The following is a 12651-nucleotide window of genomic DNA, read 5'->3' on the forward strand; positions in this document are numbered from 1 at the left end:
GCCTCCTAGTCCGACCAGTCGACGGTGACGAGCTCGGGCAGCGGCTCGAACTCCTTGATCGCGTCGAGCGCGGGGCCCATGGCCGCGTTGGCCTCCCGCTCGACCATGACCTCCACCAGCACCGGCAGCCGCTTGTGCGCCGCCTCGGCGGACGCCCAGGCCAGGGCGTCGCGGATGTCGCCCGGCCGTTCGACCCGGCGGGCCGGGCAGCCGAAGGACTCCATCGCCTTGACGTGGTCGGCTCCGCCTTCGCCGTCGTGGAGATCCACGGCGTCGTTCGTGTCGTACGGGAGCTCCTCCTGCCTGATCAGCCCGAGGCACTCGTTGTTGATCATCACGATGACGAACGGGACCCGGTACCGCGCCGCCACTCCGACCTCCTCCATCAGGCGCTGGAAGGAGTGGTCGCCGACGATCGCGACGACCTGTCGTTCCGGATGGGCGCATTTGACGCCGATCGCTGCGGGCACCTCCCAGCCCGGCGGCCCGGCCTGCCCGCACACGAGGTAGCGGCGGGGCAGGTAGGTGGTCTGGAACTGGCCCGACCAGATCTGGTGGAGCCCGATCGCGGTGACGAAGGTGGTGTCGCGCGGGTAGAAGGCGTTGATCTCCCTGAACACGCGGGGCGGCTTGATCGGCACGTCGTCGAAGTCGTCGCGGCGTGCCATCGTGCGGCGCAGCTCGCCGACCCTGCGCACCCATTTGCCGGGCCGCAGGGCCGCAGTACGGCTGCGCGCCTCCGCCACCATCTCAGCCAATACGGGCCTGGCATGCCCGAACACCCCTAAGTCCGGCTCGAAGACCCTGCCGAACTGGGTGGGTTCGATGTCGACGTGGATGAAGCGCCGGCCCTTGCGGTAGACGTCCAGCTCGCCGGTGTGCCGCCCGCCGAAGCGGACGCCGACGGCGAGCACCAGGTCGCCGGCCAGGAACGCGGCGTTGCCCCAGCGGGTCTGCGCCTGGATCCCGGGCAGGCCGGCGAACAGGGGGTGGTCCTCGGGAAAGGCGCCCTTGCCCATGAGCGTGACCTGGACGGGGATCTGGAGGTGCTCGGCGAGTTCGAGAAGTTCGCCGCAGGCCCCGGCGGTGACGACGCCGCCTCCGGCCAGGATGAGGGGCCGCTTGGCCGTACACACCATGTCGACGGCCGCGCGCACGACCCGCGGCAGCGGGCGCGGGACCGCGACCGGCAGCGGCGCGTCCAGTGCGCGGTCGTACGGGCAGGTGCCGCGCTGCACGTCGATGGGCAGGTCGACGAGGACCGGGCCGGGCCGGCCGGAGCGGGCGATCCTGAACGCCTCGCGGAAGACCCACGGCGCCTGGGCGGGCTCCTTGAGCTGGACGGCCCATTTGGTGACGGGCCTGGCGACCTCCACGATGTCGGCCGTGTGGCCGGTGACGCAGATCATCGGGACGGAGTCGGCCAGCGCGGCGTGGAGACCGGTGACCATCCCGGCGCCCGAGGTGCCGACGCAGACGCCGGCGTCGCCCGTCGCCCTGGCCCAGCCGTCGGCGGCGTGGGCGCCGCCCTCCTCATGGCGTACCGTGACGTGCCGGATGGAGCTGTGGCGGAGCGCTGCGTACAGGGGCAGGATCGTGGCGCCCGGGGCGCCGAAGACGGTGGTCACTCCCTCCGACTCCAGCACCGCGACCACCGCCTCCACGCAGGGGACGCGCCTCATGTCACGGCCGGCGCCGACCGCAGGAGCCGCGCGGTCTCCGACGGGGTACGTCCGACCCGCACGCCGGCCGCCTCCAGCGCCTCCTTCTTGGCCTGCGCGGTACCCGAGGAACCGGAGACGATCGCGCCGGCGTGGCCCATCGTCCTGCCTTCCGGGGCGGTGAAGCCGGCCACGTAGGCGACGACCGGTTTGGTGATGTTCGCGGAGATGTAGGCGGCGGCCCGCTCCTCGGCGTCGCCGCCGATCTCGCCGATCATCACGATCGCGTCGGTGCCCGGGTCGTCCTGGAACGCCTGGAGGCAGTCGATGTGCGTGGTGCCGATGACCGGGTCGCCGCCGATCCCGACCGCGGTGGAGAAGCCCAGGTCGCGCAGCTCGTACATGAGCTGGTAGGTCAGCGTGCCCGACTTGGAGACCAGGCCGATGCGCCCGGCGGTGGTGATGTCGGCGGGGATGATCCCGGCCGACGCCTGGCCGGGGCTGATCAGGCCGGGGCAGTTGGGGCCGATGATCCGGGTCCCGCCGCGGGCCAGGGCGCGGAACCTGATCGCGTCGTGCACGGGCACGCCCTCGGTGATCACCACGCACAGCGGCACCGCCGCCGCCACCGTCTCCTCCACGGCCGCGCCGGTGAAGCGCGGCGGCACGAAGACGACGGACACGTCGGCGCCGGTCTCGCCCACGGCCTCGGCGACCGAGCCGAAGACCGGAACCGTACGCTCGCCGAAGTCGACCGTGCGCCCGCCCTTGCCGGGCGTCACCCCTGCCACCACGTTCGTTCCCGCGGCCAGCATGCGCGCGGTGTGCCGGGCGCCTTCGGAGCCGGTCATGCCCTGGACCAGCACGCGGCTGTCCTTGGTCAGGAAGATCGCCATCACGCACCTGCCGCGAGTCTGGCCGCCAGCTGGGCGGCGCCGTCCATGGTGGGCACCTGGCGGACCGCCGGGTGCCGGGCGTCGCTGAGGATGCGCCGGCCGACCTCGGCGTTGTTGCCGTCCAGCCGGACCACGATGGGCCGGGCCCGGCCGCGTTCACCCAGCAGTTCCAGCGCGGTGACGATGCCTGTGGCCACCGCGTCGCAGGTGGTGATGCCGCCGAAGACGTTGACCAGAACCGAGCGCACGTCCGGGTCGGACAGGATGATCTCCAGTCCGTCGGCCATGACCTGAGCGGAGGCCCCGCCGCCGATGTCGAGGAAGTTCGCCGGGCCGGCGCCGGCCCCGGCGACGACGTCGAGCGTGCTCATGACCAGCCCGGCGCCGTTGCCGATCACGCCCACGCGGCCGTCCAGCTTGACGTAGTTGAGCCCTTTCGCGCGGGCGCGGTCCTCCAGGCCGCCGGTCAGCTCCTCGGGTACGCGCTCGTGCCGGAACGCGGCGTTGTCGTCCAGGGTGACCTTGCCGTCGAGCGCCACGATCCGCTGGTCGGTGGTGAGGATGAGCGGGTTGACCTCGACCAGCAGGGCGTCCTCCGCCACCATGACGTCCCACAGCCGCTGCAGCGTGGCCGCGGCCGCCTCGGGCAGGCCCGCCTTGGCCACGAGCTGCTGGGCGACGCCGGCGTCCACGCCGGCGACCGGGTCGACCGCCAGCCTGACCAGCGCGCCGGGGTCGCGTTCCGCCAGCTCTTCGATCTCCATGCCGCCCTGCGCCGACACCATCGCCAGGAACGACCCGGCCGCCCGGTCGACGAGGAAGGCGGCGTAGTACTCCTCGAAGGGCACCGTGGCCACCTCCACGAGCACGGCGCGGGTGAGATGTCCCTTGATGTCCATCCCGAGGACGTGCCCGGCCTCCTCCTCGGCGGCCCCCGGCCCCGGCGCGGCCCTGATGCCGCCCGCCTTGCCTCTGCCGCCGGTCTTCACCTGGGCCTTGATGACGACGGGAGCGCCGATCTCGGCTGCTATCGCGCGGGCCTCGGCGGGGGTGCGGGCCACGTCGCCGAGGGGGACCGGGATGCCGTGGCGACCGAAGAGTTCCTTCGCCTGGTACTCGTACAGGTCCATGCGAGCCTCCTTTGTAGACGGTATACCGTATGGAATATTCCTCGTCCAGAGGCTCGACAAGGATCCGATTGTGTGGATATTCCATACAGTATGGAGAATGCAATTCGAGACTGGCGTGGCCGCGCGTACCTGCCCGGCCCCGTGCCCGCCGACCGTCCCCGCACGTTCTGGCTCGCCTGGGCCTCGATGGCGGCCATAGCCCCGCTCCAGTACGGCTACGCCGCCCTGCTCACCCGCGACCAGGCCGCGCTCATCCCGCTGGGCGTGTGGATCGTCTGCCAGGCGGCCGGAGCCCTGCTGCGCCGCCGCCTCTCGCTCACCGCGGGCGCCGTCCTCACCACCGCGGGCCTCCTCGCCCTCGGCCTCGGCGGCTCCTGGCCCTTCCTCACCGTGTACGCCGTGCTCGGCGGCCTGGGCGCCGGACTCGTCTACGGCGTGTGCGGCGAGACCGTCGCCGCCTGGCACCCGGAACGGCCCGCCCTGCGCGTCGGCCTGGTGACCGGCGCCTTCGGCTACGGGGCGCTGCCGCTGCTGCTGTGGGCGGGCCTGTTCCCCGGCACGCTCCCCCAGGCGTTCCTGGCCTCTGGGGCCGTCGCCGCCCTGGTCATCGGCACCGCCGCCCGGCACCTGCGCATGCCGCCTCCCCTGTGGTGGCCCGACACCGTCGACCCCCGCTCGTACGCGCTCGACGCCGCCGTCCTGCGCCGCACGCCCGGGGCGCTCCGCGAGTTCTCGCTGGCCCAGGCGCTGCGCACCAGGGCGTTGCCGGTGCTGGCGGCCATCCTGGTGGGCGCGGGGGCGGTCTCGATCGCCGACGTGGTCATCGTGGCCGCGTCGGGCGCCTGGGGCGCGGTGGCGATCCTGGTGGGGCTCAACGGGGCGGGCAGGGCGCTGGCCATGCGGTGCTCGGAGGCGCTGGGCCGTACGGCGGTGCTGGCCGTCGTGCTCACCCTGCTCGCGCTGGGCCAGCTCCTCCTGGCCGCCCACGCGAGCACCGGCGCCTCTCTCGGGCTCTGGGCGGGGGCCGTGGCGGCGGGCCTGGGTGGCGGGGCCTTCTATCCGCTGGTCGCCAGCCTGGTCCGCGACTACTTCGGCGTGGCCGGCACCGGCACCATCCATCCGGTCGTCTACAGCGCCAAGGCCGCGGCCGGGCTGGTGGCGGTGGCGCTGAGCTGGCTCGCGCTGTCCGGGTCCGCCACGCCCGCGCTCCTGCTCGCCGCCGCGTGCGCGGGGCTGCCCGCGCTGGCCGCCCGGCGGTTGCGCGCGCCCGGCAGGCCGGTCACGATCCCCGTGTGATGAGGCTCACCGGAAAGGTGAGAAGCGCAAACTGTATGCTGTAGGCAGTCGACGACAAACCGTTAGTGGAGCCGCGAACATGTTGCTGTCGGATCAGGCCGGTCAGACCGCGGCCAAGATTCCCCGCCCCGCCACGCTCCGCGAGAGCGTCATCGAGGCCATCCAGGAGCTCATCGTCTCCGGCCAGCTCAAGCCCGGTCAGCACCTGGTCGAGAGCGAGCTGGCCGAGCTGCTCGGCGTCTCCAGGCAACCGGTGCGCGAGGCGCTCCAGCAGCTCAGCGGCGAAGGCTGGGTCGACCTCTTCCCCGGCCAGGGCGCCTTCGTGCACGTGCCGACCCTAGAAGAGGCCGACCAGCTGCTCGCCGTACGCACGCTGCTGGAGACCGAGTCGGCGCGGCTGGCCGCGCAGAACGCCGGCGAGGACGGCGTGAGGCAACTGCGCGCCCTGTGCGCGCGCGGCGTCGCGGCGGTGCGGTCGGACGACGTCGACGGCGCGGTCGCCACCAACTCCGAGCTCCACGCGCTCGTGACGGCGCTGTCGGGCAACAAGGTGCTGGCCGAGCTGGCCGCCCAGGTGGCCAGGCGGGTGCGCTGGTACCACACGCCCGTGGCCAGGCGGCGCGGCATGACCTCGTGGGAGGAGCACACCGCGCTCATCGACGCCATCGAGGCCCGCGACGAGGCGACCGCCGCGCGGATCATGCGCGAGCACACCGAGCACACCCGCGCCTCCTACCTGGAGTCGCGCGCGGGCCAGCCCGTCGAACCCGCCCCCAAGCCGGTACGGCGCCGCCGCCGCACCGGCTGACCCGCCGATTACCAGACCCCTCCTCGGGCAGAGGAAGACACCGGACAGGAGGTGACGTGACGATGAAGGCGTTGTTGAGCTTTCTCCGCGGTGATCCCATGGGCCAGAGCGGAGACGGACGCTCCTTCGGCGTCGGCCTGAGCGCCGCGCTCAGAAAGCACTACTCGGCCGAGCAGGCCGACCGCTACCTGCGCCTGTGGACCGCCGACCGCGATATCCACAGATCCCCTCGACCGTGACAGCCCCGCCGGTACCCTTGTTTCCATGCCGTACCTCGAACAACGCATGGACAGCGTTGAAACCGACATCAAGGAGATGCGAAGCGACATCTCCGATCTGAAAGCGGACATGACGGTCGTCAAGGCCGACATTGCCGAGATGAAGAGCGACATCGTCGTGATGAAGAGCGACATCGTCGTGATGAAGGGCGACATCGGCGTCCTTCAGCGGTCGGTAGGCAACATGGAGAAATCCATGGCCATCATGAGAGATGACATCAACGACATCAAGGCCAATCAGATGGAGACAAGTAACCTGCTGGCCAGGCTCGTAGCGAAGCTCGAAGGCGTCTAGGCCGCGAGCGGACCGGCCGCGCCCGCCCGCGGCCGTGTCAGCGCTCAGCCGGCTCCTCGTCCCGAACGGCACGGGACTTCAGCAGGCTGAGCACGGTGGTGACGGCGAGCGTCCCGAGGATGACGCCGAGAGAGACCACGATCGGGATCTCCGGCGCCCAGGACACCCCGTCGTGGTGCAGCGCCTCCAGGATGAGCTTCACCCCGATGAACGCCAGCACCACCGACAGCCCCTTGCTCAGGTAGACGAGCCGGTCCAGCAGCCCGCCGATCAGGAAGAACAGCTGCCGCAGCCCCATGAGCGCGAAGGCGTTGGCGGTGAACACCAGGTAGGGCTCCTTGGTCAGGCCGAAGATGGCCGGGATGGAGTCCAGGGCGAACAACAGGTCGGTGGTCCCGATGGCGACCATGACGATGAGCATCGGGGTCACCATGCGGCGGCCGTGGTGCACGGTCAGGCGGGCGCCGTGGTAGGTGTCGGTGGCCGGCAGCACGCGGCGTACCGTCCGCAGCGCGATGTTCTCGGAGAACTCCGCTTCCTCCTCCTCGTGCCCGATCAGCTTCCACGCGGTGTAGACGAGGAAGGCGCCGAAGACGTAGAAGAGCCAGTCGAAGCGGGTCACCGCCTCGGCGCCGGCCGCGATGAAGCCGCCGCGCATGACCAGCGCCAGCACGATCCCGATGAGCAGTACCTTCTGCCGGTACTGCCGCGGCACCCGGAACCGGCTCATGATCAGCAGGAAGACGAAGAGGTTGTCGACGCTGAGGGAGTACTCGGTGATCCAGCCGGCGAAGAACTCCCCGCCGTGCGCGGGCCCCGAGAACATCAGCAGCCCGAAGCCGAACAGCACGGCCAGGGCGACGTAGAAGGAGACCCAGCCGACGCACTCCTTGAAGGAGGGTTCGCGCGGGTTGCGGGCGACGAGGGAGAAGTCGAGGGCGAGGATGAGGCCGAAGCCGCCGATCGTGGCGAGCCAGACCCATACGGGCAGGTTCATCGTCTCCTCACGGTCAGGCGTTCGTGCAGCCACACGAAGCCGATGGCGAAGCCGACGCTCACCATCGCCTGGTAGGCCAGGAACAACAGGACGCCGTCCCGCATCCCCACCCCGGCCAGGCTCTCCTGGATGAGTCTGGACATCGGAAACGCGACCATCCAGAACAGGGCGACAGGTGCGAAGGCCCCGGGCCGGAAGAGCCAGCGTCCGATGAGCAGGCCGTACGCGCCGCCGCACAGCGCCAGGGGTACGGCCAGCGCGAGCGCCGACAGCGCGGCCCGTCCGAGAGGCTGCCCCGCGAGCAGGGTCAGCCCCCCGGCGGCCACGCCGGCGACGGCTCCGATCGCCGCCCCGGGCAGGGCGGGTTCGAGGCTGTGCCGGATCGCCATCAGTCCACGACCACGCCGAACGCGAACAGGCTGTAGAAGAGCATGCCCAGGTAGAACACCGCGCCGAAGCCGACGATCACGTTGGTCCACCACTTCGGCCGGATCGGCTTGGGCAGCATGCGGTTGTTGACCAGCAGCAGCGTCACGCAGTAGGCGCCCATGGCGAACGTCGACAGGAACGCCAGCGTGTCCAGGATCCCGCTGGGCCCGTCGGCCGGGCCGAAGAGCAGGATCAGGATGCCGAAGATGATCACACCCCAGAGGAAGCCCGCGTACAGGTGGGACATCTTCCGCTTGCGGGCGCCGGGCACGAAGTTGTAGGTCATGTCGGCCTGCCCGCGCGAGAACGAGTCGAACAGCCCGAGCGTGGCGTTGAGTCCGATCAGCGCGATGAACCCGAGGAAGACCACCCCGAGCACCGAGCTGCCCGCCGAGGAGACGGCGTTCGACATCGCGGTCAGCGCCACCTCCCGGTCGTCGCCGGAGATGATCGTGCGCACCCCCGGGTTCTGCCGGACGGCGGCCTGGGCGATGACCGTGAAGGAGATCGTGACCAGCATGGTCACGCCCCAGAACAGCAGCAGCGCGTCGAAGGTGACCCAGCGCCGCCAGCCCTTCCACTTGGCCATCTCGGCGGGGTCGTCGGTGTCGAACATGAAGCCGCGCGCCGGCATCGCCTCTTCCTCGCCGGCGTGGCGCAGGCCGCGGATGCGCGGGATGTGCGCGCCCATGCCGGCGCCGGAGTCGCGCAGGTGCAGCGTGTACCACATCTGCTGCATCCCGGACGGCCCGGCGAACGCGCACGCCCCGACGATGACCGGGAACCACGCGGCCGACAGCGCCTCGGGCGGCAGGTAGCCGAAGGAGAACATGCCGGTGATCGTGGAGACCACGTCACCCCAGGAGCCGACCATCGCCGCGACCACCGCGGTGCTGAGCACGAGCACGCCGATGAGCACCGACAGCAGGTTCTCCAGCACGTTGTAGATCACCTTGGCCAGGGAGAAGACCACCCCGACCAGGATGAGCCCGATGACCGCGGTGACCACCCAGGGAATGCCGGTGATCTCCTCGAAGGCCGCCGCGCCCGCCGACAGGTGGCCGGGCCAGATGTAGACGGCGATGGCCGTCACGAAGAAGAACCACATGATCGGTTTGAACACGCGGGCGGCGCCGGAGAAGATGCTCTCCCCCGTCGCCATCGCGTACCGCGCCATCTCCAGCATCACGACGGCCTGCAGGGTGACGCCGATCAGGAACAACCACCTGATCTCCGGCCCGAACAGCAGGACGAGCCTGGGCCACATGTAGGACTCGCCCATCCCCACGCCCAGGGCGACCAGGAAGACGGTCGGCCCGAGAATGTGCACCGACGGGGGCGCGTCGGGCAGTTTTCTGATGGGCATCGGCTCCAGCCGGCCCGCTTTCCATACGCGTTCGTCCTCAACCGGCGGCGCCGCGGCCGCCGATGGTTTGGATGTGTCCACCTAAGGACCTCCTGGGGGGAAAGGTTGGTTCCTGTGGGCTGCCCCGATGTGCCCCCTCGCCTGCCGCGTCCGGCTCTTAACGCAGCAGTCCGGCCGCTCTGGCCCAGCGATACTTCGCGCCGAGCACGGCCACCGGCTTCTCAGTCGTGTACGGGTAGGCGATGACTCCGTGGTCGAACAGGTACGCGCAGGCTTCCTCCACTTCGGTGTCACCGGCCAGGGACGCGACGACCGGCTTGACGTTGCCCTTCTCCCGCTCCTCCGCCACCACGCGGGCGAGGAGTTCGGCGAAGACCATGGGCGGGGTGACGATCGTGTGCCAGTACCCGAGGACCAGCGCGTGCACGCGCCCGTCGGACAGCCCGAGCCTGACCGTGTTCTCGTAGGTCGACGGCGGTTCGCCGCCGGTGATGTCGATGGGGTTGCCCGCGGCCCCGAAGGGCGGGATGAAGGCGCGGAAGGCCTCGTCCAGGTCGGCCGGGATGTCCATGAGCGTGAGCCCGGCGTCCACGCACGCGTCGGACAGCAGCACGCCGGATCCGCCCGCTCCGGTGATGATGACGACGTTCTCCCCCTGCGGGGCGGGCATCAGCGGCAGCGCCCTGGCGTACTCCAGCATGTCGTTGAGACCGGGGGCGCGCACGACTCCGGCCTGGCGCAGGATGTCGTCGTAGACCTTGTCGTCGCCGGCCAGCGCCCCGGTGTGGGAACCGGCCGCCCGCGCGCCCATCGCCGTACGCCCGGCCTTGAGCACGATGACGGGCTTGTTCTTGACGACCCTGCGCGCGGCGTCGACGAAGCCGCGCCCGTCCTTGAGGTCCTCCAGGTGCATGGCGACCGCGCGGGTGTTGTCGTCCTGCTCGAAGAAGGTGAGCAGGTCGTCCTCGTCGACGTCGGCCTTGTTGCCGACGCCGACGATCGCCGAGACGCCCATCTTGGTGGTACGGCTGAAGCCCAGGATGGCCATGCCGATGCCGCCGCTCTGCGAGGTCAGCGCGACACTGCCCTTCACGTCGTACGGCGTGCAGAACGTGGCGCAGAGGTTCTCCGGCGTGTAGTAGTAGCCGTAGATGTTGGGCCCGAGCATCCGCACCCCGTGCCGGCGCGCGATCTCGACGATCTCCCGCTGGCCGTCGAGGTTGCCGGTCTCGGCGAACCCCGACGGGATCATGATCGCTCCCGCGACCCCCTTCTTGCCCGTCTCCTCCAGCGCCGGGGCCACGAAGGCGGCGGGGATGGCGAAGACGGCGACGTCCACGTCGTAGGGGACCTCGGCGATGCTCTTGTAGGCGGGCAGTCCCATGATCTCGGTGGCCTTGGGGTTGATCGGGAAGATCTGGCCCTGGTAGCCGCCGTTGATGAGGTTGCGCATGACCGAGTTGCCGATCTTGCCCTGTTCGGCGGAGGCGCCGATGACGGCGATGGCGCGCGGCTTGAAGATGCGGGTCATCTGGGCGAGGATGCGCTCCCTCGGCAGGCGTTCGACCGGCGCGGGCGCGGCGCCGACGAGGATGCGCACGTCGGCGGCGACGGCCCCGGAGGCGCTGGCGAAGACGGGGTTGAGGTCGATCTCCACGATCTCGGGGTGCTCGTCGACCAGCCTGCCGACGCGCTCGATGAGCTGGGCGAGTGCGGCGCGGTCGGCGGGCTCGGCACCGCGCGCCCCACGCAGCACCTCCGCCGCTTTGATGTCGTCGAGCATCGTCAGGGCATCATCACCCGAGACGGGGGCCAGGCGGAAGGTCACGTCCTTGAGCACTTCGACCAGGACTCCGCCCAGGCCGAAGGCGACGACCTTGCCGAAGGTGGGGTCGGTGACGGCGCCGACGATGACTTCGTAGCCGCCGCCGACCAGTTGCTGGACCTGGACGCCGTCGATCTGGGCGCCGGGGTTGTAGGCGAGCGCGCCGGCGATGATCTTCTGGTGGCCCTCGCGGACCTCCTCGGGGGTCTTGAGCCCCACGAGCACGCCGCCGGCCTCTGTCTTGTGCAGGATGTCCGGTGAGACGATCTTCAAGACCACGGGGAAGCCGATTTTTGCTGATATTTCGACCGCTTCCTCGGCCGTGGTGGCCAGGCCCTCTCCCGGGGTGGCGATGCCGTACTCCTCGCAGATCGTCCTCCCCTCGGGGGCGGTCAGGGCCGTGCGGCCCTCGGCCAGCGCCTTCTCGATGACTTCCCTCGCGGACATCAGATGACTCCGTTCGTCTTCAGCTCGGCCAACTCGCCCGCGCTCACGCCGAGCGCACCGTAGATCTCCTGGTTGTGCTCGCCGAGCAGGGGCGGGGTGCGCACGTCCACCGGCGAGTCGGAAAGCTGCAGCGGGCTGCCCACGGTGACGAACTCGCCCCGCTCCGGGTGCTCCACCGCGACGACGATGCCCTCCTCGCGCAGGCTCTCGTCCTGCGCCAGCTCCCTGGTCGACAGGATCGGGCCGCACGGGACGTTCTCGGCGTTGAGCCGGTCGAGCACCGACCACTTGTCGTGGCGGATGGTCCACTCCTCGATGAGCTGGAACATCTTGTCGAGCTTGCCCAGCCGGGCCTCAGGGGTGGCCCACTCGGGGTCGTCGGCCAGCTCGGGGCGGCCGATGATGCCGGCGATCGGCCGCCAGCCGACCGGCTGGACGATCACGTAGATGTAGTCGTTGGGGCCGCCCGGCGCGCAGCGCACCGCCCATCCGGGCTGGCCGCCGCCGCTGGCGTTGCCCGAGCGCGGCACCTCGTCGCCGAAGCTCCTGTTCGGGTACTCGCGCAGCGGCCCGTGCGCCAGCCGCTGCTGGTCACGCAGCTTCACCCGGCACAGATTCAGGACGGCGTGCTGCATCGCCACCTGCACCCGCTGCCCCCGCCCGGTGCCCTCCCGCTGGTACAGGGCGGCGAGGATGCCCGCCACCACGTGCACTCCGGTGCCCGAGTCGCCGATCTGCGCGCCCGTGGCCAGCGGCGGCCCCTCCTCGAAGCCCGTCGTGGTCATCGAGCCGCCCATGGCCTGGGCGATCACCTCGTACGCCTTGAACTTGGCGTACTTCCCGGCGCCGAAGCCCTTGATCGAGGCGTAGATGAGGCGCGGGTTGAGCTCGCTCAGGCGCTCCCAGGTGAAGCCCATCCGGTCGACCGCGCCGGGCCCGAAGTTCTCGACCAGGATGTCGGCGCCCTTCACCAGTTCGGTGAACAACTCCTTGCCCCGCTCGGACTTCATGTTGAGGGTGATGCTGCGCTTGTTGCAGTTGAGCATCGTGAAGTAGAGGCTGTCGACGCCGGGTTTGTCGCGCAGCTGCTGACGGGTGATGTCGCCCGTGGGCGCCTCCAGCTTGACCACGTCGGCGCCGAGCCAGGCGAGCAGCTGGGTGGCCGACGGCCCGGACTGGACGTGGGTCATGTCGAGGACGCGGACGCCTTCCAGAGCCTTCAT

Annotated in this window: 12 protein-coding genes; 4 read left to right on the forward strand and 8 right to left on the reverse strand. The window is 70.5% G+C overall.

Annotation, left to right across the window (positions count from 1 at the left end; genetic code table 11):
- Positions 1-5 precede the first annotated feature (5 nt).
- The 3 genes from ACIBHY_RS31800 to sucC are packed head-to-tail and all read right to left on the reverse strand — an operon-like array spanning position 6 to position 3687.
- A complete protein-coding gene (locus tag ACIBHY_RS31800) occupies positions 6-1682 on the reverse strand; it encodes a thiamine pyrophosphate-dependent enzyme (protein ID WP_397308634.1) in 1677 nt (558 codons plus the stop codon).
- A complete protein-coding gene (gene sucD, locus ACIBHY_RS31805; RefSeq protein ID WP_397248789.1) occupies positions 1679-2557 on the reverse strand; it encodes a succinate--CoA ligase subunit alpha in 879 nt (292 codons plus the stop codon). The genes ACIBHY_RS31800 and sucD overlap by 4 nt, the downstream gene beginning before the upstream one ends.
- On the reverse strand, positions 2557-3687 hold the full coding sequence (sucC, locus tag ACIBHY_RS31810; RefSeq protein ID WP_397248787.1) for an ADP-forming succinate--CoA ligase subunit beta: 1131 nt from the start codon (positions 3685-3687) through the stop codon (positions 2557-2559). Before sucC ends, sucD begins: the two co-directional genes overlap by 1 nt.
- Before the next feature lie 90 nt (positions 3688-3777).
- On the opposite strand from sucC, the gene ACIBHY_RS31815 reads away from it, so the two are divergent.
- From ACIBHY_RS31815 to ACIBHY_RS31830, 4 genes are all read left to right on the forward strand, one after another.
- Entirely contained in the window at positions 3778-4983 is a 1206-nt protein-coding gene (locus ACIBHY_RS31815; RefSeq protein WP_397308635.1) for a hypothetical protein, read from the forward strand.
- Positions 4984-5062: 79 nt separating this feature from the next.
- Positions 5063-5791 carry a GntR family transcriptional regulator gene (locus tag ACIBHY_RS31820; protein WP_379622058.1) on the forward strand — a complete coding sequence of 243 codons (729 nt, stop codon included), beginning with the start codon at positions 5063-5065 and terminating at the stop codon, positions 5789-5791.
- A gap of 56 nt (positions 5792-5847) precedes the next feature.
- On the forward strand, positions 5848-6030 hold the full coding sequence (locus tag ACIBHY_RS31825; RefSeq protein ID WP_397248781.1) for a hypothetical protein: 183 nt from the start codon (positions 5848-5850) through the stop codon (positions 6028-6030).
- Between the two features lie 25 nt (positions 6031-6055).
- Positions 6056-6364, forward strand: coding sequence for a hypothetical protein (locus ACIBHY_RS31830; RefSeq protein WP_397248779.1), 309 nt, complete (start codon positions 6056-6058; stop codon positions 6362-6364).
- Between the two features lie 37 nt (positions 6365-6401).
- Here the strand turns inward: ACIBHY_RS31830 and ACIBHY_RS31835 are convergent, their stop codons facing one another.
- The 5 genes from ACIBHY_RS31835 to frc all read right to left on the reverse strand — a co-directional run bounded on the left by ACIBHY_RS31835 (position 6402) and on the right by frc (position 12651).
- The gene (locus ACIBHY_RS31835) at positions 6402-7361 is read right to left on the reverse strand and encodes a TerC family protein (protein WP_397308636.1); all 960 of its coding nucleotides are present in this window, start codon (positions 7359-7361) and stop codon (positions 6402-6404) included.
- Positions 7358-7750, reverse strand: coding sequence for a hypothetical protein (locus tag ACIBHY_RS31840; RefSeq protein WP_379632684.1), 393 nt, complete (start codon positions 7748-7750; stop codon positions 7358-7360). Before ACIBHY_RS31840 ends, ACIBHY_RS31835 begins: the two co-directional genes overlap by 4 nt.
- Positions 7750-9237 (reverse strand): Nramp family divalent metal transporter, encoded by a 1488-nt coding sequence (locus ACIBHY_RS31845; protein ID WP_397248775.1) that lies wholly within the window; start codon positions 9235-9237, stop codon positions 7750-7752. Before ACIBHY_RS31845 ends, ACIBHY_RS31840 begins: the two co-directional genes overlap by 1 nt.
- 76 nt (positions 9238-9313) lie before the next feature.
- Entirely contained in the window at positions 9314-11428 is a 2115-nt protein-coding gene (locus ACIBHY_RS31850) for an acetate--CoA ligase family protein (protein WP_397308637.1), read from the reverse strand.
- The gene (frc, locus tag ACIBHY_RS31855) at positions 11428-12651 is read right to left on the reverse strand and encodes a formyl-CoA transferase (RefSeq protein ID WP_397248771.1); all 1224 of its coding nucleotides are present in this window, start codon (positions 12649-12651) and stop codon (positions 11428-11430) included. Before frc ends, ACIBHY_RS31850 begins: the two co-directional genes overlap by 1 nt.

It is taken from the genome of Nonomuraea sp. NPDC050547 (genome assembly GCF_044457345.1).
GTDB lineage: Bacteria > Actinomycetota > Actinomycetes > Streptosporangiales > Streptosporangiaceae > Nonomuraea.

Excerpts from the sequence above, each read along its gene's own strand:
- ACIBHY_RS31800 (WP_397308634.1), bottom strand. The coding sequence starts at position 1,682 with ATGAGGCGCGTCCCCTGCGTGGAGGCGGTGGTCGCGGTGCTGGAGTCG.
- sucD (WP_397248789.1), bottom strand. The coding sequence starts at position 2,557 with ATGGCGATCTTCCTGACCAAGGACAGCCGCGTGCTGGTCCAGGGCATG.
- sucC (WP_397248787.1), bottom strand. The coding sequence starts at position 3,687 with ATGGACCTGTACGAGTACCAGGCGAAGGAACTCTTCGGTCGCCACGGC.
- ACIBHY_RS31815 (WP_397308635.1), top strand. The coding sequence starts at position 3,778 with ATGGAGAATGCAATTCGAGACTGGCGTGGCCGCGCGTACCTGCCCGGC.
- ACIBHY_RS31820 (WP_379622058.1), top strand. The coding sequence starts at position 5,063 with ATGTTGCTGTCGGATCAGGCCGGTCAGACCGCGGCCAAGATTCCCCGC.
- ACIBHY_RS31830 (WP_397248779.1), top strand. The coding sequence starts at position 6,056 with ATGCCGTACCTCGAACAACGCATGGACAGCGTTGAAACCGACATCAAG.
- ACIBHY_RS31835 (WP_397308636.1), bottom strand. The coding sequence starts at position 7,361 with ATGAACCTGCCCGTATGGGTCTGGCTCGCCACGATCGGCGGCTTCGGC.
- ACIBHY_RS31840 (WP_379632684.1), bottom strand. The coding sequence starts at position 7,750 with ATGGCGATCCGGCACAGCCTCGAACCCGCCCTGCCCGGGGCGGCGATC.
- ACIBHY_RS31850 (WP_397308637.1), bottom strand. The coding sequence starts at position 11,428 with ATGTCCGCGAGGGAAGTCATCGAGAAGGCGCTGGCCGAGGGCCGCACG.
- frc (WP_397248771.1), bottom strand. The coding sequence starts at position 12,651 with ATGAAGGCTCTGGAAGGCGTCCGCGTCCTCGACATGACCCACGTCCAG.